General features: G+C 61.6%; 19 protein-coding genes. 6 read left to right on the forward strand and 13 right to left on the reverse strand.

Annotation, left to right across the window (positions count from 1 at the left end):
• From ACE3SE_RS02130 to ACE3SE_RS02140, 3 genes are all read left to right on the forward strand, one after another.
• Positions 1-459: a DUF494 family protein gene (locus ACE3SE_RS02130; protein WP_045846407.1), complete on the forward strand. Its 459-nt coding sequence runs from the start codon at positions 1-3 to the stop codon at positions 457-459.
• A 169-nt stretch (positions 460-628) separates the two neighbouring features.
• On the forward strand, positions 629-2,926 hold the full coding sequence (gene topA, locus ACE3SE_RS02135; protein ID WP_045846408.1) for a type I DNA topoisomerase: 2,298 nt from the start codon (positions 629-631) through the stop codon (positions 2,924-2,926).
• A gap of 490 nt (positions 2,927-3,416) precedes the next feature.
• The gene (locus tag ACE3SE_RS02140; protein ID WP_374553631.1) at positions 3,417-3,815 is read left to right on the forward strand and encodes a hypothetical protein; all 399 of its coding nucleotides are present in this window, start codon (positions 3,417-3,419) and stop codon (positions 3,813-3,815) included.
• On the opposite strand, the gene ACE3SE_RS02145 is transcribed toward ACE3SE_RS02140, so the two are convergent.
• Entirely contained in the window at positions 3,806-4,186 is a 381-nt protein-coding gene (locus ACE3SE_RS02145) for a DUF1622 domain-containing protein (protein ID WP_374553633.1), read from the reverse strand. The two genes, ACE3SE_RS02140 and ACE3SE_RS02145, sit on opposite strands and share 10 nt — an antisense overlap.
• Positions 4,187-4,311: 125 nt before the next feature.
• Between ACE3SE_RS02145 and ACE3SE_RS02150 the strand changes: the two genes are divergently transcribed.
• Complete coding sequence (locus ACE3SE_RS02150) at positions 4,312-5,061, forward strand: hypothetical protein (RefSeq protein WP_374553635.1); 750 nt, start codon at positions 4,312-4,314, stop codon at positions 5,059-5,061.
• Here ACE3SE_RS02150 and ACE3SE_RS02155 read toward each other — a convergent pair.
• The 5 genes from ACE3SE_RS02155 to ACE3SE_RS02175 all read right to left on the reverse strand — a co-directional run bounded on the left by ACE3SE_RS02155 (position 5,058) and on the right by ACE3SE_RS02175 (position 9,932).
• Positions 5,058-5,444: a diacylglycerol kinase gene (locus tag ACE3SE_RS02155; RefSeq protein WP_045846412.1), complete on the reverse strand. Its 387-nt coding sequence runs from the start codon at positions 5,442-5,444 to the stop codon at positions 5,058-5,060. The two genes, ACE3SE_RS02150 and ACE3SE_RS02155, sit on opposite strands and share 4 nt — an antisense overlap.
• Positions 5,445-5,592: 148 nt before the next feature.
• Positions 5,593-6,549, reverse strand: a complete 957-nt coding sequence (gene gshB, locus ACE3SE_RS02160; RefSeq protein ID WP_062788398.1) for a glutathione synthase — start codon at positions 6,547-6,549, stop codon at positions 5,593-5,595.
• A 42-nt stretch (positions 6,550-6,591) separates the two neighbouring features.
• Positions 6,592-7,533 carry an XAC2610-related protein gene (locus tag ACE3SE_RS02165; RefSeq protein WP_374553637.1) on the reverse strand — a complete coding sequence of 314 codons (942 nt, stop codon included), beginning with the start codon at positions 7,531-7,533 and terminating at the stop codon, positions 6,592-6,594.
• Positions 7,534-7,537: 4 nt separating this feature from the next.
• Positions 7,538-8,821, reverse strand: a complete 1,284-nt coding sequence (gshA, locus tag ACE3SE_RS02170; RefSeq protein WP_131356254.1) for a glutamate--cysteine ligase — start codon at positions 8,819-8,821, stop codon at positions 7,538-7,540.
• Between the two features lie 163 nt (positions 8,822-8,984).
• The gene (locus ACE3SE_RS02175) at positions 8,985-9,932 is read right to left on the reverse strand and encodes a carbohydrate kinase family protein (RefSeq protein WP_131356256.1); all 948 of its coding nucleotides are present in this window, start codon (positions 9,930-9,932) and stop codon (positions 8,985-8,987) included.
• Between the two features lie 138 nt (positions 9,933-10,070).
• Here ACE3SE_RS02175 and ACE3SE_RS02180 point away from each other — a divergent pair, with 138 nt between their 5' ends.
• A complete protein-coding gene (locus tag ACE3SE_RS02180) occupies positions 10,071-10,559 on the forward strand; it encodes a TlpA family protein disulfide reductase (protein ID WP_374553640.1) in 489 nt (162 codons plus the stop codon).
• An 80-nt stretch (positions 10,560-10,639) separates the two neighbouring features.
• On the opposite strand, the gene ACE3SE_RS02185 is transcribed toward ACE3SE_RS02180, so the two are convergent.
• Entirely contained in the window at positions 10,640-12,661 is a 2,022-nt protein-coding gene (locus ACE3SE_RS02185; RefSeq protein ID WP_374553642.1) for an oxidoreductase, read from the reverse strand.
• Positions 12,662-12,889: 228 nt separating this feature from the next.
• On the opposite strand from ACE3SE_RS02185, the gene ACE3SE_RS02190 reads away from it, so the two are divergent.
• Positions 12,890-13,258, forward strand: coding sequence for a DUF1294 domain-containing protein (locus ACE3SE_RS02190; protein WP_045846418.1), 369 nt, complete (start codon positions 12,890-12,892; stop codon positions 13,256-13,258).
• Here ACE3SE_RS02190 and ACE3SE_RS02195 read toward each other — a convergent pair.
• The 6 genes from ACE3SE_RS02195 to ACE3SE_RS02220 form a co-directional block, all read right to left on the reverse strand.
• Entirely contained in the window at positions 13,255-14,199 is a 945-nt protein-coding gene (locus ACE3SE_RS02195) for an alpha/beta hydrolase (protein WP_374553644.1), read from the reverse strand. The genes ACE3SE_RS02190 and ACE3SE_RS02195 overlap by 4 nt on opposite strands.
• 130 nt (positions 14,200-14,329) lie before the next feature.
• Positions 14,330-14,911 (reverse strand): GNAT family N-acetyltransferase, encoded by a 582-nt coding sequence (locus tag ACE3SE_RS02200; protein WP_045846419.1) that lies wholly within the window; start codon positions 14,909-14,911, stop codon positions 14,330-14,332.
• 134 nt (positions 14,912-15,045) lie between these two features.
• Entirely contained in the window at positions 15,046-15,927 is an 882-nt protein-coding gene (locus ACE3SE_RS02205) for a phosphoribosylaminoimidazolesuccinocarboxamide synthase (protein WP_045846420.1), read from the reverse strand.
• Between the two features lie 111 nt (positions 15,928-16,038).
• Positions 16,039-17,169 carry a 5-(carboxyamino)imidazole ribonucleotide synthase gene (locus ACE3SE_RS02210; RefSeq protein ID WP_374553646.1) on the reverse strand — a complete coding sequence of 377 codons (1,131 nt, stop codon included), beginning with the start codon at positions 17,167-17,169 and terminating at the stop codon, positions 16,039-16,041.
• Positions 17,170-17,658: a 5-(carboxyamino)imidazole ribonucleotide mutase gene (gene purE, locus ACE3SE_RS02215; RefSeq protein ID WP_045846422.1), complete on the reverse strand. Its 489-nt coding sequence runs from the start codon at positions 17,656-17,658 to the stop codon at positions 17,170-17,172.
• A 121-nt stretch (positions 17,659-17,779) separates the two neighbouring features.
• Positions 17,780-18,601 carry a CPBP family intramembrane glutamic endopeptidase gene (locus ACE3SE_RS02220; RefSeq protein WP_374553648.1) on the reverse strand — a complete coding sequence of 274 codons (822 nt, stop codon included), beginning with the start codon at positions 18,599-18,601 and terminating at the stop codon, positions 17,780-17,782.
• Positions 18,602-18,628 lie beyond the last annotated feature (27 nt).

The raw sequence follows: 18,628 nt of genomic DNA on the forward strand, positions 1-18,628 counted from the left end.
ATGTTTGACGTTCTCACTTATTTGTTCGAGCAGTATCGTGATCCGGATGCCTTTGGCGACCGCGGCTCGCTGATGCGCCAGCTGGAAGCCGCCGGCTTCGAAGACGAAGAAATCAACGATGCACTCGACTGGCTGGACAATGTCGCCAATATGGTTGACGGCCTGTATGCCAGCGCGGATGACGCGGTGGGCATGCGCATTTACGCCGATGCCGAACTGGAACGCCTGCCCACCGATGTGCGCGGCCTGATCCAGTTTCTGGAAGATCACGGCGCGCTGTCGCCATCGCAGCGGGAAATGGTGATAGACCGGCTGTGCGAACTACCCGATGACGACATCAATGTCGGCTCGGCCAAGCTGGTGGCACTGATGGTGCTGTGGGCACAAAAAGCGGAACTGCCCATCCTGTTGGGTGAAGAACTGCTGGATGCCATTCATGGCGAACCCACCATGCAATGACTTGTCAGCGCTGGCGCTACGGGCTTACCATCCCGCCTCGCCTGACAGTTACGGCAGGGAATTTTTACAAGAGCGCCAATTGCGCTCTTGTTTTATTTGCGCTCTTGCTTTATTTGATAGATAGAACCGCTATCAACCGGATGTTTCCGGTACACACTGAAACGAAAACATGCCCTCCAGCCTCTTGATCGTTGAGTCGCCATCCAAGGCAAAAACGCTGAAGAAATACCTGGGACCGGACTTTGAAGTCCTGGCCTCCTACGGTCACGTGCGCGATCTGGTACCGAAAAACGGTGCGGTAGACCCTGAAAAGGGCTTCGCCATGAAATACCAGTTGATCGCCCGCAACAGCAAACACGTTGATGCCATCGTCAAGGCCGTGGCCGAAGTCGACCATGTCTACCTGGCAACTGACCCGGACCGCGAAGGCGAAGCCATTTCCTGGCACCTGGTACAAATCCTCAACAGCAAAAAGCTGCTGAAGGACAAAACCGCCCAGCGCGTGGTGTTCCACGAAATCACCAAGAATGCAGTGCTGGAAGCCATCGGCAACCCGCGCGAAGTGGCACAGGACCTGGTGGATGCCCAGCAGGCACGCCGGGCGCTGGACTATCTGGTGGGTTTCAACCTGTCGCCGCTGCTGTGGAAGAAAATCCGCCGTGGCCTGTCGGCAGGACGGGTGCAAAGCCCGGCGCTGCGCCTGATCTGCGAACGCGAGAACGAGATCAAGGCCTTTGTGCAGCAGGAATACTGGTCGGTACATCTGGACAGCCACAAGGGCCGTACCAAGTTTTCTGCCAAGCTGACTCAGCTTGCCGGCAAAAAGCTGGACCAGTTCGACATTCCCGGTGATGCCGAACACGCCGACATCCTGGCCCGTTTGCAAGACCAGCCGGCCACCGTCACCAGCATCGAGAAGAAAAAGAAGTCGCGCAGCCCCGCCGCGCCCTTCACCACTTCCACGCTGCAACAGGAAGCCGTGCGCAAGCTGGGCATGACCACCGACCGCACCATGCGTACCGCGCAGCAGCTGTATGAAGGTATCGACATCGGCCAGGGCACGGTCGGTCTGATCACCTATATGCGTACCGACTCGGTGGCACTGGCCAACGAAGCCGTTGAAGAAATCCGTACTTATATCGGCGACACCTTCAACAACGACTTCCTGCCGAAAAACCCGGTTGCCTACAAGAACAAGTCCAAGAACGCACAGGAAGCGCACGAGGCCATCCGCCCGACGTCCATCCTGCGCACGCCGGAATCGGTCAAGCCCTTCCTCACCACCGATCAGTTCAAGCTGTACGACATGGTGTGGAAGCGTACCCTGGCCTGCCAGATGGCTCCGGCCAAGTTTGACACCACCAGCGTGGACATCACCGTGGGTGAAGGCATCTTCCGCGCCAGCGGTCAGGTACAGACCTTTGCCGGCTTCCTGGCCGTGTACGAAGAAGACGTGGACGATGCCGAGGACGAGGACAACGCCAAGCTGCCGCTGCTGGAAGAAGGCGACAGCCTGCCGGTGGACAAGCTGTACGGTGAACAGCACTTCACCCAGCCGCCGCCGCGCTTCTCCGAAGCCAGTCTGGTGAAGGCACTGGAAGAATTCGGCATCGGCCGTCCGTCCACCTACGCCAGCATCATTTCCACGCTGAAAGACCGTGAGTACGTGATCCTGGACAAGAAACGCTTCTTGCCCACCGATACCGGCGACATCGTCAACAAGTTCCTGACTGAGCACTTCAGCCAGTACGTGGACTACAACTTCACCGCCAAGCTGGAAAACCAGCTGGACGATATCGCCAGCGGCCAGCGCGAGTGGGTGCCGGTGATGGACAGCTTCTGGAAGGGCTTCTCCAAGCAGATTGCCGAGAAGGAAAGCATCTCCCGCGCCGAAGTCACCACCGAGAGCCTGGACGAAGCCTGCCCGAAATGCAGCAAGCCCTTGTCGATCAAGTTTGGCAAGCGTGGCCGCTTCATTGCCTGTACCGGTTATCCGGACTGCGACTACACCCGCAATATCGGTGAAACCGCAGAGCAGGCGGCAGAAGAAGCCGAAGCACCTACAGTGATCGAAGGCCGGGTCTGCCCAGACTGCGGTGGCGAACTGCACATCAAGAAAGGTCGTTACGGCAAGTTCATCGGCTGCGCCAACTACCCCAAGTGCAAGCACATCGAACCGCTGGAAAAGCCGCGTGACACCGGCGTGGAATGCCCGGAGTGCAAATCCGGTCACCTGATCGAGCGCAAGAGCCGCTACGGCAAGCTGTTCTACAGCTGCAATACCTACCCCAAGTGCAAGTACGCCACCTGGAACCCGCCGGTGGCCGAGCCCTGCCCGAAGTGCAACTGGCCGATTCTCACCATCAAGACCACCAAGCGTCGTGGTACCGAGAAAGTCTGCCCGCAGAAGGAATGCGGCTACAGCGAGGTGATTGCCCCACCGGAAGCCAAGCCAGCGGAAGAGTAAATCGCCGCCAGCGGATTGCACACCATAACGCCACCTTCGGGTGGCGTTATTATTTTGACAATATCTTCTCGCTTCCCAGCAGGAATTCGAGGCTTACCTTTTCAATTGCCAGGGTAAGGGCGGGGGATAGAGAGTAGGAGGGAAGGCTGCGGAATCGATCCGGGAGCAGGAAGACCCGGCTCTGCCGGGTCCTGCGCCATCGCAACGCATTGTTTTGTCAGCAGTCTGACGCCACCTCCGGGTGGCGTTGCTTTTTTGGCCATGGCAGCCAAGCCATGCAACTGGAGGAGCTACGCCAACAGCATTGGCAATGGCCTGATTTTATTAATCAAGTTCAGAAAAGCCGCCATATAATTCGGAAATCAGGCTAAACCGTAAACAGCTAACCAGTCTGACGGCTCTTGCGACGGGCCACATCGTTTCCGAACCATACGCCGCCGCCATCACAGGCGGCGTTCGTCGTTTTACGCCCCCCGGCAAAGCACACATCATGAAAACACACAGCAGCTTCTTTTTTACCGGCGCATCGGTACTGACTCTGTTTGGCCTGGCCAGCGGCCACTGGCTGATGCTTCCCATTGCCTTCCTGCTGGCTTTCTGCGGCATGGTAGTGGCCGACCGGGAGCAACTGGCAGAGATGGATGAACGCACGGCCGCCATGTTGCTGGTGCTGCCCAGCCAGCACCCGCTATTGCCGCTGGACCACTTCCACGGCAACGACCTGATGTTTTACCAGGCCGGCAGCCCGGTTTACCGCGTTTTGCAAGCCGATGGTGCCCGTTGGGAGCTGGTGGGTGAATACGGCAAGGTAGAAGACGACAGCGGCTGCATCCGCGTTTACCCGGGCTATCTGTACCGCCGCCAGCCTCACGTGAATGTTCAGGACTGATCCGGCCGCCGTTCTTCGCCCTCGTGCTCGGTATCACGGATTTCCTTGCCCAGGAAAAAGTTGAGCGCGGTACGCAGCACGGCAATGGCGGCCAGCTTGCCGATCTGGTCCCAGCTTGGCGCCACGGCGGTGGACAGGATGTCAGCCGCCAGTTGCAATTCCAGCGCCAGAGCGAGAAAGCGGGCAAAACTCAGCCGTACTGCATTGAATTGCGCCATGCCCGGCTCAAGGCAGTGCTGCAAATAGCGTACCCCGGCCACCAGTACGCCAATGCCGATCACCACGGCACCGCTGGCTTCCACCGCCAGTTTCAGCCATAGCACCAGATTGAGCACCAGTTCTTCCACTCCGGATTCGGCAGGTGACAGCATGCGTTTTCCTTGTGCTTGATGGGGAATGCCCAGCATACACACAAGGCGGACAAGCGACAGCTACTGAACGCCTGACCATGCAGGCAGCATGTTATGCTATCGGATTATCCAGCCTACCCCACCGCATGCTGTTACTGAAACTGACGCTGGTTCCTGCCTTTCTCTATCTGCTGGCTCTGGTGGCACGCTACTGGGGGCCGCAGCGCGCTGGCTGGATGGCCGGCCTGCCGGTGGTGGCCGGGCCCATCCTGTGGCTGCTGATGCGGGAACATGGCCCCGCCTTTGCTGCCAGTGCGGCGTTGCAGGCCATTGCCGCCATTGCGGCCTCCGAGTTGTTCAACCTGATCTATGCCCGCCTGGCTGCCCGCCTTGCCTGGCCGCTGACGCTGATATCTGCCCTGTGCGGCTGGCTAGCAGGGGCCTGTCTGCTGCAAAGCCTGATACTGACTCTCCCCGTCGCACTGCTCATGGCGGTACTGGCAGTGCTGATCAACAGCGTCTGCCTGCCCCGCCCGGCCCTGTCAGGCGTGGTGGCTGCGGTGAATGAAACCCTGGGCTTGCGTATGCTGGCCGCCGCCGTGCTGACCTTGCTGGTCAGCCTGGCCGCCAGTCATCTGGGGGCGCGCTGGAGTGGAATGCTGGCTGTCTTCCCGCTGCTGGCCGTGGTGATGGCGGTGGCAACCCAGCGGGCACAGGGTGTGGCCGCCACCCAGGCATTGTTGCGCGGCATGCTGCTGGGTCGGCTTGGCTTTGCCGGCTTTTGTCTGGCCTTGTGGCTCTTGCTGCCGCTGATGGACGGCAATCTGGCGTTCTTGCTGGCTGCCGCCACGGCCATTGGCTTGCAGCTGCTGTCACGCCGTTTGCTGGCAGCCTAGTGGCCGAACAACACCAGCGACCACATGGCCGCCAGGTTGATCAGGCCAAGCAACTGGGCCGCGCTGCCCATGTCCTTGGCGCGCTTGGCCAGCGGGTGGCGCTCCAGTGAAGTGTGGTCCACTGCTGCCTCGATGGCGGAATTGAGCAGTTCGATCACCAGCGTGGCCAGCGAACTGGCCACCAGCAGCGCACGGGCCAGCGGGCTGGCCGGTACGATGAACAGGGCGGTGGGAATGAGGATGATGGCCAGCAAGGCCAGTTGGCGGAAGGCATCTTCATGGCGGAAGGCCGCCTTGATGCCGTCCAGCGAATAGCCAAATGCGTTGATCAATCGGCGAATGCCGGTCTTGCCCTTGAACGGGCTTTCCTCATGCTTGCTCATGTCGGGTCCTGTGATTGCGCAGTGTCAGCCGGGTGGTGCCAGTCTGGCGAGCGGCATGTTAAGCCCTGCACTCCGGTGCAGCAAGCCTGGCTTGCCAGATGGCCAGCGGCGATGGTGCCGCTGGCAGATGACAGGCTGATGGCAAGGCTTAATGTGCAGTGGCGCGTTCCAGTGCGTCGATGTACAGGCCGGCAACGTTCAGGCCGGTCTGATCCATGATTTCGCGGAAGCAGGTGGGGCTGGTGACATTCACTTCGGTCAGGTAATTGCCGATCACATCCAGACCGGCCAGCAGGATGCCGCGCTTTTTCAGCTCCGGGCCCACTGCTTCGGCAATTTCGCGGTCACGGGCGCTCAGCGGTCGGGCTTCGCCACGACCACCGGCTGCCAGGTTGCCACGGGTTTCACCGGCGGCCGGAATGCGTGCCAGGCAGTAATCCACCGGTACGCCGTCAATCACCAGCACGCGCTTGTCACCATCGCGGATTTCCGGAATGTAACGCTGGGCCATGATGGTGCGCTTTCCGCGCAGGGTGATGGTTTCCAGAATCACCGACAGGTTGGGGTCGTTCGGGGTCACCCGGAAAATGCTGTCGCCACCCATGCTGTCCAGCGGCTTGAGAATCACATCCAGATGCTGGCGGATAAAGGCTTTCAGACGCGGGGTTTCACCGGTGATCATGGTGGGCGCGGTCAGCTCGGGGAAATTCAGGATGGCCAGCTTTTCGTTGAAATCACGCAGGGCCTGACCGCTGGTGAATACCTTGACGCCCTGTGCTTCGGCCAGCGTGAACAGCTGCGAGGCATACAGGTATTCCATGTCGAACGGCGGGTCCTTGCGCATCACCACCGCATTGAAGGCGGTCAGCGGCTGGCGATGCACATCATCCAGCTTGTACCAGGCCGGGTGATCGCCCTTGCGCTCATCGGTGACGGTAAGGCCTCGGGCATCCACCAACAGACGGCCGCCCTCTACCGACAGCTGGTGCGCCTGGGCATAGCTGATGGCATGACCGCGTCGCGCCGCCTCTTCCATCATGGCAAAGGTGGTGTCCTTGTAAATCTTGAACTGTTCCAGCGGGTCGGCGATGAACAGGATACGCATGCTGCTCTCCAGAGTTGGGGCGGCCAGCTGGGGCCGTCGGATTCATTGATGATAGTAGGCGTCCAGCGCATAGCGCCGGGTCGATGTTTTCCAGCGGCCATTGACCAGGGCTTCGCGGGTGACGCGTACCTGTTTGCCTTCCGGGTCCTGCGCGTCCTCAATCAGCCGCTCCACGGCCTGCAAATGGTGGCGGGCGTCGAACTGGTAATCGGTGGTTTCGTGGTAACAGCAGCCGCTCTTGGCAAAGGTACGCAACCGCTTGCGCTTGGCATCCACCTGGAACAGGCCCAGGTTTTCTTCGGTCAGCGTTGATAATTCATCGTTGAGCACAAATTGCTTGCGGGCCGTGTCGTACAGGTAAACCCGGTAGGTGGGGCCGCCATAGGGGCCGTCATTACCGTTTTGCACTGCGAAATCGGCATGACCGTCGAAGTCGAAATCGGCTGCGTTGATCACGCCCTGCAAATCATACAGCCGCGCGGTATTGACCAGCGGCTTGCCGTTGTCGCCACGCGCCATGTAGACATTGTCCAGCCGCAGCTGCTGGATACGCTGCTGGCTGGGTTGGTCGATGATATTGATGATGGCCGGGCCTTCGGCTGCCCAGTCACGCTCGCCCCAGTCGAGCAGCGTGATGTCAAAGCGGTATGCCGGCATGGCATTGTCGATTTGCTGACGGACCAGCTGCGCGTGCTGCAATTGCGCCAGCCGCTGTTGGTAACGGCCTTGCAGGCAGGCCCCATCCGCCTTGCACTCGGCTCGCGGGCCAGCCAGCCACTGGCGCTGGTTATCTTGCAGCAGGCCTTGCTGATTGTGCTGCCGGTAGGCGGCAGCCACTTGCACGTCCAGCGCGGAGAGTTCCGGCTGGCGGCAGATGGCCTGCTCGGTGGCTGTTGCCGCCTTGCTGCAGTCGAAGCTTGCCGCTGTCGCCAGCATCGGCAACAGAAGCGGCAGCCACAGCAGCAAGCGGCGCAAGGTCGGCATGGACTCAGTCGCGCTCGGGGTCGGTGTTTTCCAGCTCCAGCGAGGCGGCCAGCAGCGCCAGACGGGCAATCACGCCGTAGGCGTAGAAGCGGTTGGGCGCACAGTCCGGCGAGCCGTGCTTGTCGGGCAGGCAGGGGGTTTCGAACGACAGCGGTACAAACTGCATGCCCGGTGCGTTGAGGTTTTCGTCAATGCCACGGCCGGTATGCACGCGGTAGAAACCACCGGTGACAAAGCGGTCCATCATGTACACCACCGGTTCGGCCACCGCATCGTCCACGGTTTCGAAGGTGTACACGCCTTCCTGCACGATGACTTCGGAAACTTCCAGCCCTTCTTTCACCACCGACATCTTGTTGCGCGCCTTGCGGTTCAGCCCGATGACTTCTTCCGGGCTCTTCACGCTCATCACGCCCATGCCATAGGTGCCGGCATCGGCCTTGACGATGACGAAGGGGTCGTTCTTGATGCCGTATTCACGGTATTTCAGCTTGATCTTGTCCAGCGTGCCGGCCACGGCTTCGGCCAGCGCATCCTCGCCCTGACGAGCATGGAAATCCAGCCCGTTACAGTTGACGAAGTAGGGGTTGATCATCCACGGATCGATGGAAATCAGCTGGGCAAACTGGTCGGCCACCTGATCGTAAGCGGTGAAGTGGTTGCTCTTGCGGCGCACGGCCCAGCCGGCATGCAGCGGCGGCAGCAGGTTTTGTTCCAGGTCCTTCAGGATGTCGGGAATGCCACCGGACAGATCGTTATTCAGCAACACCACGCAGGGGTTGAAGCCATCGGCCAGCTTGAGGCGGTTGCCTTGGCGCAGGATGGGTTCGAGCTTGACGATGTCGCCACCAGCGCTGGTCAGCTCGGTGACTTCGGTGATTTCCGGGTTCAGCGTACCCAGACGCACCTTGAGGCCGGCCTGCTCGAAAATGTGCACCAGCGTGGCCACATTCTGCAGATAGAAGGTATTGCGGGTGTGGTTTTCCGGAATAAGCAGGATGCTGCGTGCTTCCGGACAAACCTTCTCCACCGCAGCCTGCGCCGCCTGGATGGATAGCGGCAGGAAGTCCGGGTTCAGGTTATTGTGCCCGCCAGGGAACAGGTTCATGTCTACCGGGGCCAGCTTGAAACCGCTGTTGCGCAGGTCAACCGAGCCGTAAAACGGTGCGGCATGGTTATGCCACTGACTGCGGAACCAGTGCTCGATATGGGGTTGGGCGGTCAGGATGCGGCTTTCCAGCTCCAGCAACGGGCCGGTCAATGCGGTGGACAGATGTGGGACGGTCATGGGCTCCCCTAGGCGTCGGATGACTTGCGAGTAATTGGTCTATGGTGGGGGTTGGCCTTGGGGAATTCAACCCTCTCGCATGAAGGAAAGCTTCATCGCGTGCCATGGGGAAGCGCGCGGTGTGCTATCCGGCACGCCCTTCCCCCGGCATGGAGCTGGCCGCTCAAGCCAGTGGCCATACTTCCCCATAGGTACGCTGGTACATGGCCTGCAGTTGTTCCCAGTCGAAAAAGTGGTTCTGGCAACCGGCAGTGGTCACCTTGATGGCACCGATCATATTGGCCAGACGCCCGGTCAGCTGCCAGTCCAGCTGGCGGCTGATGCCGAACATCAGCCCGGCACGGAAGGCATCGCCACAGCCCATCGGGTCCACTGGCGGTTGCGGCATTTCCACCCGAGGCAGGTGGATGTGGTCGGCCCCCACGTAGAGATCGGCCCCGCGCGAGCCACGGGTCACCACCACCGCCTGCACCTTGCGCCGCAAATCCTCCACCGTCAGCCCGGCGCGTTCGCGCATCAGCTCGCTTTCGTAGTCGTTGATGGTGATGTAGCTGGCCAGCTCGACAATCTGGTGGATTTCCTCACGCGACAGCAGCGGCAGCTCCTGGCCCGGGTCGAAAATGAAGGGAATACCGGCAGCGGACAGCTCCTGCGAGTGCTGCAGGAAGGCACGATGACCACCGGGCGACAGGATGGCCAGCTCTACCGGCTGCTGGATATCCGCGATGTGATTCTCGGTGGAAAAATCCATCGCGCCGGGATGAAAAGCCATCAGCTGGTTGCCGTCTTCATCGGCAATGCCGAAGCACTGGGCGGTGTATTGCTTGCGGATCAGCCGGATGTGGCTGTCGTCCACCCCGGCGCGCAGCAGGTGCTGGCGATAGGGCTGGAAGTCCTCGCCCACCGTGCCCATCACCAGCGGCTTTTCGCCCAGCAGGGTGAGGCTGTAGGCGATATTGCCCGCCATGCCGCCAAATTCGCGTCGCATGGTGGGAGCCAGGAAAGTGGTGGAAATCTTGTGCAGCTGATCGGGCAGGATCTGACTGTCGAATCGACCGTGAAACGAGAACAGCGTATCGTAGGCGAGCGCCCCGCATACCAGGAGAGACATGCTCACTCCGAATAAAATTCAACTGAACATTTTAACATGAAACTTTTTTGTGCATGCGGAGCGAAACTTGCGCCTGCGCCCTCTCTCCAAAGGCAGCAAACCCGTTTTCCCATTCTGCAAGCTCGTTCCGGAGGCCACATGAACCTGACATCCTTGCGCGCCACGCTGCTGGCCGCCCTGCTCTGCCTGCTGCCACTCGCTGCCAGCGCTGCGCCCACGCTGGCGCAAACCCGTTTCACCGACCAGAGCGGCAGTTCGGTGTCGCTACGTGCGTATCAGGGCAAGGTGGTGCTGGTGAACTTCTGGGCCACCTGGTGCAGCCCCTGCCGCGAAGAAATGCCCATGCTCAATGCGCTGCGCGAGAAGCTGGCGCCCAAAGGTGTGGAGGTAGTGGGCGTGGCGCTGGACAACAAGACCGAGACCTATAACTTTACCCGCCAGCTGAAAATCAACTACCCCATCGTGCTGGGCGACAGCGACACCCTCAGCCTGTTGCGCAGCCTGGGTAATCCGGCTGGTGCGCTGCCTTACAGCATCATCCTGGACCGCAATGGCAAGCAGGTGGGCAGCTTGCTGGGCCGTCTGAACGAAAAGAACCTGGAAGACACGCTGCGTCACTTCCTGTAAGCCCTGCGCCAGCCCGACAACAAAAATCCCCGCCATTGTCGGCGGGGATTTTCATTTCTGCCAGCAGGTGGCTGAAGTCATCAGAGACTGGCCGCCAGCTCGCTGCCCTGACGGATGGCACGTTTGGCATCCAGCTCCGCCGCCACATCGGCACCACCAATCAGGTGTACCGTCTTGCCGGCATCCTGCAGCGGCTGCTGCAATTCGCGCAGCGGGTCCTGACCGGCACAGATGATGACGTTATCCACGGCCAGTACTTGCGGCTCGTCCTTGATGATGACATGCAGGCCGGCATCGTCGATTTTCTGATAGCTGACGCCGGACAGCATCTTCACCTTTTTCATTTGCAGGCTGGCGCGATGGATCCAGCCGGTGGTCTTGCCAAGGCCATCCCCCACCTTGCTTTGCTTGCGCTGCAACAAGTAAACCTCGCGCGGGCTGGCATGCGGCTGCGGGCCTTGCGGGCTGAGGCCACCGGGCTGTGCCACCTGCATGTCCACGCCCCATTCCTGCATGAAAGCCGCCACGTCCAGCGAGGTGGATTTGCCTTCATGGGTGAGGAATTCCGCGGTATCAAAACCAATGCCACCGGCACCGATGATGGCGACACGCTTGCCCACCGGCTTGCCGTGCTTGAGCACATCCAGGTAATTGAGCACCTTGGGATGGTCGATGCCGTCGATCTGCGGCAGGCGCGGCGCAATGCCGGTGGCCAGTACCACCTCGTCAAAGTCGCGCAGCATGGCGGCATCGGCGCGGGTGTTCAGTTGCAAAGTCACGCCGGTCGCGGCCAGACGGCGGTCGAAATAACGCAGGGTTTCATGGAATTCTTCCTTGCCCGGAATGCGCTTGGCCACATTGAACTGGCCGCCGATTTCGCCTGCGGCATCGAACAGCGTCACCTGATGGCCGCGTTCGGCGGCAACGGTGGCACAGGCCAGGCCTGCCGGGCCAGCGCCCACCACGGCAATTTTCTTGCGCACTGCCGCCGGGGTGTAATTGAGTTCGGTTTCGCGACAGGCGCGCGGGTTCACCAGGCAGCTGGTGAGCTTGCCCTGGAAGATGTGGTCCAGACAGGCCTGATTGCAGCCGATGCAGGTGTTGATTTCATCGCCCTTGCCCGCTGCCGCCTTGTTGACGAAATCCGGGTCGGCCAGGAAGGGACGCGCCATCGACACCATGTCGGCACAGCCACTGGCCAGGATGTCTTCTGCCACTTCCGGAGTATTGATGCGGTTGGTGGTGATCAGCGGAATGTTCACCTTGCCCATCAGCTTTCTGGTGACCCAGGCAAAGCCGCCACGCGGCACCATGGTGGCAATGGTGGGGACACGGGCTTCGTGCCAGCCGATGCCGGTATTGATGATGCTGGCACCGGCGCGTTCGATCTCCTGCGCCAGTTGCACCACCTCGTCCCAGCTGCTGCCGTCCTGCACCAGGTCCAGCATGGACAGGCGGTAGATGATGATGAAGTTGCTACCCACGGCGGCACGCACGGCCTTGACCGTTTCGATGGCGAAGCGGATGCGGTTTTCAAAGCTGCCGCCCCAGTCATCGGTGCGCTTGTTGGTGGCACGGGCGATGAACTGGTTGATCAGATAGCCTTCCGAGCCCATCACCTCGACGCCGTCATAACCGGCCTGCTGGGCCAGTCTGGCGCAGCGGGCGAAGTCGGCAATGGTTTGCCACACCTCGGCGTCGCTCAATTCACGCGGGCGGTAAAAGTTGATGGGCGCAATCAGCGGCGAGGCCGACACGCATTTTTCCTGAAAGCTGTAACGGCCGGAGTGCAGGATCTGCAAGGCAATCTTGCCGCCTGCGGCATGGACGGCATCGGTTACCTTGCGGTGGTCCGGCACGTGCTGTTCATCGGCCAGCATGGACGCGCCTTCGGCCACACAGCCTTCCGCATTCGGTCCCACCCCGCCGGTCACGATCAGGCCGACACCACCACGGGCGCGTTCGGCGTAAAAGGCGGCCATCTTGTCGAAACCACCGGGCGCTTCTTCCAGCCCGGTATGCATGGAGCCCATCAACACGCGGTTTTTCAGTGTGGTAAAGCCCAGGTCCAGCGGGGCCAGCAAATGCGGATATGCAGTCATGTTTCGTCCTCGTCGACGTGGCGAGCAGGCGCTCACCCTGATTGTGGTTCAGCAGCCGGTCATTTGCCGGCATGGCATGCATTATTGTCACTCGACAATACTTACTAGTAAGTAAGTTGTCAACGCAAGCCATCGCCCGGATGTACGCCTGCACCGCGCATGCGCGCTCACCCTGCTTGGCGTGTACAGGCAGCCTGCTTACACTGTGTCTTTTCTGCTGGAAAACCCATGTCCCTGCCCCGCCCGCTGGCCAATCTGCTTGCCCTGCCACCCTTGCTGGCCGCCGGCAGCTTTGCGCTCACCGACAGTCTGTTCTGGCCCGTCCTGCTGTATCTGGCCATGAGCCTGCTGACCTTTGCCGTGTATGGCTGGGACAAGCGCCAAGCCGTGCATCACGGGCGGCGTACACCGGAAAAACTGCTGCACTGGCTGGAGCTGTTGGGCGGCTGGCCGGGCGGCTTGCTCGGCCAGTACTGGCTGCACCACAAATCCAGCAAGGGCAGCTACCAGCTGATGTTCTGGCTGATCGTGCTGGCTCACTGGCTGCTATGGGGCAGTTGGATTGCCTGGCGCTGGCATGTGGCGCATGCGGTCTAGGTGCGCCGTCGCGTTGCCACCTGAATGGCCGCATCCAGCCATTGCAGCAGGTCGGTCACCACTTCATCCCGATTGGTTTCGTTGAACATCTCATGCCGCCCGCCAGTGTAAACCTTGCTGCTGACATTCAGCAGGCCGGCCTCCCGATAGCGGATTTCCAGCTGGCCCAGCGCCAGGCGTCCCAGGCTGACCGGGTCGCGGCTGCCTGCCAGCAGGTAGACCGGGCAATGCCGTGGCAGATTATCGCCGGCCCTGGCCTCGCCCCTTTCCAGCGCGATGATGCCGCCAAACAGGTCCGCCCACAGTCCGGGGGCGGGGTCGAAACCGCATAAGGGATCGGCCAGATAAGCATCCACTTGTGCCGTATCGCGTGACAGCCAGTCCACCTTGGTGAGGGCCGGGAAAAAGCCCAGATTGAAGCTGCCAAAAATCAGCCTTGCCATGAAGGCGGATGGCACATCATCCCCGCCGAGCCGGCCTGCCAGCCAGGCCAGCTGACGCAACAGCCAGGCCAGCGGGCGCTGCCGGTAACCGGTGGCCGACAACACCAGCCCGTCAAGCCTGGCACCATGTTGCAAAAAGTAATGGCGGGCAATGAAGGAACCCATGCTGTGCCCCAGCAGGATGAGCGGCACCGCGGGATGCTGGCTGGCGACTAACTGGCGCACGTGGTCGACATCCGCCACCACCTTGTTCCAGCCATCCTCGGCGGAAAACCAGCCATGACGGGCAGCGTGCGGGCCATGGCCGCGATGGTCGTGGGCGTAGACCGCAATGCCGTGTTGCGCCAGTTGCAGGGCCAGCGGCTGGTAACGGGCGGCATGTTCGCTCATGCCGTGGCAGATCAGCAGTGCGGCACGTACCGCCACGCCTGCCGGCGGCTGCCAGCTGCAGCCATGAATGCGATGGCCATCGGCCACCTGCAAGGTGAAGTGCTCCATGTTTTCCTCGTTGCCGGTTGTGCGCTTGCCGGCAAGGCCGGGGACGCAACTGTTTCCATCAGGCTGCGCAGGCGCAGGCATGGCTTAAGAAAACACGAATCGGCAGGACATGACAACCGCAATGCTGCAATCAGGCCAGCATCCGCGCCGGATCGAACTGCAGATTGGTCAGTGAGGTAAGCACATGGTCGCGCCATGCGCCGTTGATATACAGGTAATCGCGCGCCAGGCCTTCCTCGACAAAGCCCAGGCGCCGCAGCAGGGCGGCGCTGCGCTGGTTGTGCGGCTGGTAATTGGCTTGCAGGCGATGCAGGCGCAAGTCGTCAAAGGCAAAGCGGATGATCTCGCTGACTGCCTCATGCATCAGCCCCTGCCCTTGCAGGCTGTGGTCGATGCCATAACCCAGATGTGCCGCCTGAAACACCCCGCGCACGATATTGCTCAGGCTCACTGTCCCGACAATGCGCTGCGGCTCTTCCGGCAGGGTAAGCAAATAGCGCGCGCACATGCCCTGCTCCCAGCCCAGCGCCTGCTGGCGCAACTGCATGGTCCAGTACAGCTCGGTGTAGAACATGTCTCCGGGCTTGGGGTCCCACGGGGCAAAGTGCTGGCGGTTGGCTACCTGATAATCCAGCATGGCGCGGGCCAGCCCGGTATGGGGCGGCAGCAAGTGCAAACGCGGGGTGACCAGCACGGCTTGCAAGGTGGTCATGAGGCACATCCTTCGACAATGGCGGCAGACAGGCAGTGTAAGCGTTGCGCCATGCCACACTCAAGCGCCACGCCGGATGCGACAACGCCCGGACAGGGCCGGGCGTCGGGTCTCGCTGTGCTGCGTGTGGCGGCTTAGTTGCCGGTCAGGCGTTCCAGTGCCTCGCGGTATTTGGCCGCGGTTTTTTCACGCACGTCCAGCGGTACCGCCGGGGCCGGCGCCTGCTTGTTCCAGCCGGAGGCTTCCAGCCAGTCACGCACGAACTGCTTGTCGAAGGACGGCGGATTGGTACCGGCAGCGTAGCTGTCGGCCGGCCAGAAACGGCTGGAGTCCGGGGTCAGCGCTTCGTCCATCAGTACCAGGGTGCCGTCTTCATCCAGACCGAACTCGAACTTGGTGTCGCAGATGATGATGCCGCGCTTGGCGGCGAATTCGGCAGCCGTCTTGTACAGCAGGATGGCGGTGTCACGCACCTTGGCAGCCAGCTCGGCACCAACGATGCCCACGCACTGCTCGTAGCTGATGTTTTCGTCGTGATCGCCCACGGCCGCCTTGGTGGACGGGGTGAAGATGGGTTCGGGCAGCTTGCTGGATTCCTGCAGGCCGGCCGGCAGTGCAATGCCGCACACGGTGCCGGACTTCTGGTATTCCTTCCAGCCGGAACCGGCCAGATAACCACGCACCACGGCTTCGATCGGCACCGCTTTCAGGCGCTTGGCCACCACGGCACGGCCTTCCACTTGCGGCAGGTCTTCGGCGGACACCACGTCTTCCGGCTTGTCACCGGTCAGGTGGTTGGGTACCACGTCCTTCAGGGTTTCAAACCAGAAGTTGGAAATGGCAGTGAGGATCTGGCCCTTGGCCGGAATCGGATCGTCCAGAATCACGTCGAAGGCGGACAGACGGTCGGTGGCGATCATCAGCATGCGCTTGTCGTCGATCTCGTACAGATCGCGTACCTTGCCGGAGTAGATTTTCTTCAGGCTTTTCAGATTGGTGGTGTTGAGTCCGCTCATGACACGTCCTTGCTAAAGGCTGGGCCGGCCTGCCTTGTGGGCGGGCTGGCGATTTTGAAAACGGGTGGGCTCCGCCGCCAACCGGTAGTCGACTGGCGGAGCCGGAATGGCTTACAGCGTATCCTTCAAGGCCTGCGCCTGTTCCAGTGCCTCGTCGGCAGTGGCGGCCATCACGTTGAAGTGGCCCATCTTGCGCCCCGGACGCGCCTGCTTCTTGCCGTACAGGTGCAGCTGGGCGTTGGGGGCCTCGGCCAGTACGTCCCAATTGGGCTCGCCGCCGTCTTCCTTCCATACATCACCCAGCAGGTTCACCATCACTACCGGGCTGAGCAGGTCGGAGCGGCCCGGCAGCAGGCCGCACATGGCACGTACTTGCTGCTGGAACTGGTCGGTGAGGCAGGCAGTCAGGGTGTAGTGGCCGGAGTTGTGCGGACGCGGGGCGATTTCATTCACCACCAGGCTGTCGTCGGCCAGCACGAAGAATTCCACCGCCAGCACGCCAATGTAGTCCAGCGCTTCGGCCAGATTCTGCGCCATCTGCTGGGCGGATGCCGCCAGCGCCGGGGCAATGCGCGCCGGGACAATGGACACGTCCAGAATGCCGTTTGCGTGGCTGTTTTCCGCGACCGGAAACACCGCCATCTGTGCCGCACTGACGCGGGTGACAATGGCCGATACTTCCAGCTTCAGGTCCAGCATTTTTTCCAGCACACAGGCCTGACCACCCAGATTGGCATAGGCGGCGCGGGCTTCGTCCTGGGTGCTGACCCGTACCTGGCCCTTGCCGTCGTAACCCAGACGGGCAGTCTTGAGAATGCCGGGCAGGTAGGGTGTGAGGTCGACCTGGATGTCTTCCACGCTTTCAATGGCCAGATAGGGCGCAGTCGGCAGACCGGCCTTGTTGATCCAGGCTTTTTCGGCAATGCGGTCCTGGGCGATGGCCACACAGTCACCCGAGGGCGATACACGGGTGGTGCGGGCCAGTTCGCGCATGGCGTCGGCATTGACGTTTTCAAACTCGGTGGTGACGGCGGCACAGGTCTGCGCCAGCGTCTTGAGTGCATCGGCGTCGTTGAACGGGGCACACAGGTGCACGTCGGCGAACTGGGCGGCCGGCGCATTGCTGTCCGGGTCCAGCACCGTCACGCGGTAGCCCATGGTCTTGGCAGCCACGGCAAACATGCGGCCCAGCTGGCCGCCGCCGAGAATGCCCAGCATGGACGGTGGCAGGATGGCCGCCATTTATTCCACCTCCGGCAAGGTCATGCCCAGCACGGTTTCTTCCTGGCGCTTGCGGAAGGCGATCAGTTTCTCGGCCAGTTCCGGTACGGCATTGGCCAGCATGGCCACAGCAAACAGCGCGGCATTGGCGGCACCGGCTTCACCGATGGCAAAGGTGGCCACCGGAATGCCCTTGGGCATTTGCACGATGGACAGCAGCGAATCCTCGCCACGCAGGTATTTGGACGGCACCGGCACGCCCAGCACCGGCACGTGGGTCTTGGCGGCCAGCATGCCCGGCAGGTGGGCAGCACCGCCGGCACCGGCGATGATGGCTTTCAGACCGCGCTCGGCGGCGGTTTCAGCGTATTGGAACAACAAATCCGGGGTACGGTGGGCGGAGACGACGCGGGTTTCGAAAGCGACACCGAAGTCTTTGAGCACGCGCGCGGCGTTCTGCATGACTTCCCAGTCGCTATTGCTACCCATCACGATGCCGACTTCAATCATGGCGGTGAAGCTCAGGGAGGAATAAAGACGTGATTTTACCTGAGAGCCGGGTGCTGCCGGAATGGTTTTTTATTTTGATATCAAGACAGTTGCACCAACTGTCGCACGCGCTGTCTCTGGCTCAGCCCGGACGCGGGTAGGTAAACAGCAGCAAGTGCGCGGTATTGAAGGCCAGATGCGCCAGCGCAGCCAGCGCCACCTGCCGGGTGGCGGCATACACCAGGCCATAACCCAGCCCGGCCAGCGTGGCCAGACCCACCCAGCCCCAGCCGCCTGCCACATGGGCGGCACCAAACAGCAGGGAGGCAGCAATCAGCGCAGGCAGGGGCTCCACCCGGTTTTCCAGCCAGCGTTGCAGGCCATGACGGAACAAGGCCTCCTCCGGCATGGCAGTCAGGAAGAAATTGGCAAACAGCCAGGGCAACAACCAGGCCGGCAGCTTGGGGGCATAGGCAACCATGCCGCTTTCCTGCGCCAGCGCCAGCACCAGTACCAGCAACAACACCCCCACCGCCGCCACAGTACCGCCCCAGGCCCGGCCATGGTGGGGCGCATCGTGCAGGCCCAGCAACAGCAGCCAGCCGGCCACGCCCTTGTCAAAACTCCAGAACAGCCGGTAGGGCTGACTGTCCGGCGTCAGCTTGCCCTGCCACAGCAGCGGATTGTCAAAACCGGGCAGCACATGCAAGGCCAGCGCCAGCAAGAGTGCCAGCCACAAGGCAGTCCAGGCAGGACGGGGAAAGCGGTACACCACATAACTGAGCCCAGCGGCCAGCACAACCGCCAGCAGGCCCAGCAGCTGCAGCAAGCCGCAATAAGCCGCCAGCCCGATGGCTGCGGCACCGGCAAGCAGCGACGAGCGTGGCAGACCAAGGCATTGCAGCAGCAAGGCCATGGCCAGCAGGCCGAAGCTGGCCAGTTCGATGGGGGCGGGTAGCATCATGGGGTGAGCCCAGCCCGCCGGGCGGCA

The organism is Aquitalea pelogenes, assembly GCF_041914625.1.
Classification (GTDB): Bacteria; Pseudomonadota; Gammaproteobacteria; order Burkholderiales; family Chromobacteriaceae; genus Aquitalea; species Aquitalea pelogenes.

Excerpts from the sequence above, each read along its gene's own strand:
- ACE3SE_RS02130 (WP_045846407.1), top strand. The coding sequence starts at position 1 with ATGTTTGACGTTCTCACTTATTTGTTCGAGCAGTATCGTGATCCGGAT.
- topA (WP_045846408.1), top strand. The coding sequence starts at position 629 with ATGCCCTCCAGCCTCTTGATCGTTGAGTCGCCATCCAAGGCAAAAACG.
- ACE3SE_RS02140 (WP_374553631.1), top strand. The coding sequence starts at position 3,417 with ATGAAAACACACAGCAGCTTCTTTTTTACCGGCGCATCGGTACTGACT.
- ACE3SE_RS02145 (WP_374553633.1), bottom strand. The coding sequence starts at position 4,186 with ATGCTGTCACCTGCCGAATCCGGAGTGGAAGAACTGGTGCTCAATCTG.
- ACE3SE_RS02150 (WP_374553635.1), top strand. The coding sequence starts at position 4,312 with ATGCTGTTACTGAAACTGACGCTGGTTCCTGCCTTTCTCTATCTGCTG.
- ACE3SE_RS02155 (WP_045846412.1), bottom strand. The coding sequence starts at position 5,444 with ATGAGCAAGCATGAGGAAAGCCCGTTCAAGGGCAAGACCGGCATTCGC.
- gshB (WP_062788398.1), bottom strand. The coding sequence starts at position 6,549 with ATGCGTATCCTGTTCATCGCCGACCCGCTGGAACAGTTCAAGATTTAC.
- ACE3SE_RS02165 (WP_374553637.1), bottom strand. The coding sequence starts at position 7,533 with ATGCCGACCTTGCGCCGCTTGCTGCTGTGGCTGCCGCTTCTGTTGCCG.
- gshA (WP_131356254.1), bottom strand. The coding sequence starts at position 8,821 with ATGACCGTCCCACATCTGTCCACCGCATTGACCGGCCCGTTGCTGGAG.
- ACE3SE_RS02175 (WP_131356256.1), bottom strand. The coding sequence starts at position 9,932 with ATGTCTCTCCTGGTATGCGGGGCGCTCGCCTACGATACGCTGTTCTCG.
- ACE3SE_RS02180 (WP_374553640.1), top strand. The coding sequence starts at position 10,071 with ATGAACCTGACATCCTTGCGCGCCACGCTGCTGGCCGCCCTGCTCTGC.
- ACE3SE_RS02185 (WP_374553642.1), bottom strand. The coding sequence starts at position 12,661 with ATGACTGCATATCCGCATTTGCTGGCCCCGCTGGACCTGGGCTTTACC.
- ACE3SE_RS02190 (WP_045846418.1), top strand. The coding sequence starts at position 12,890 with ATGTCCCTGCCCCGCCCGCTGGCCAATCTGCTTGCCCTGCCACCCTTG.
- ACE3SE_RS02195 (WP_374553644.1), bottom strand. The coding sequence starts at position 14,199 with ATGGAGCACTTCACCTTGCAGGTGGCCGATGGCCATCGCATTCATGGC.
- ACE3SE_RS02200 (WP_045846419.1), bottom strand. The coding sequence starts at position 14,911 with ATGACCACCTTGCAAGCCGTGCTGGTCACCCCGCGTTTGCACTTGCTG.
- ACE3SE_RS02205 (WP_045846420.1), bottom strand. The coding sequence starts at position 15,927 with ATGAGCGGACTCAACACCACCAATCTGAAAAGCCTGAAGAAAATCTAC.
- ACE3SE_RS02210 (WP_374553646.1), bottom strand. The coding sequence starts at position 17,169 with ATGGCGGCCATCCTGCCACCGTCCATGCTGGGCATTCTCGGCGGCGGC.
- purE (WP_045846422.1), bottom strand. The coding sequence starts at position 17,658 with ATGATTGAAGTCGGCATCGTGATGGGTAGCAATAGCGACTGGGAAGTC.
- ACE3SE_RS02220 (WP_374553648.1), bottom strand. The coding sequence starts at position 18,601 with ATGATGCTACCCGCCCCCATCGAACTGGCCAGCTTCGGCCTGCTGGCC.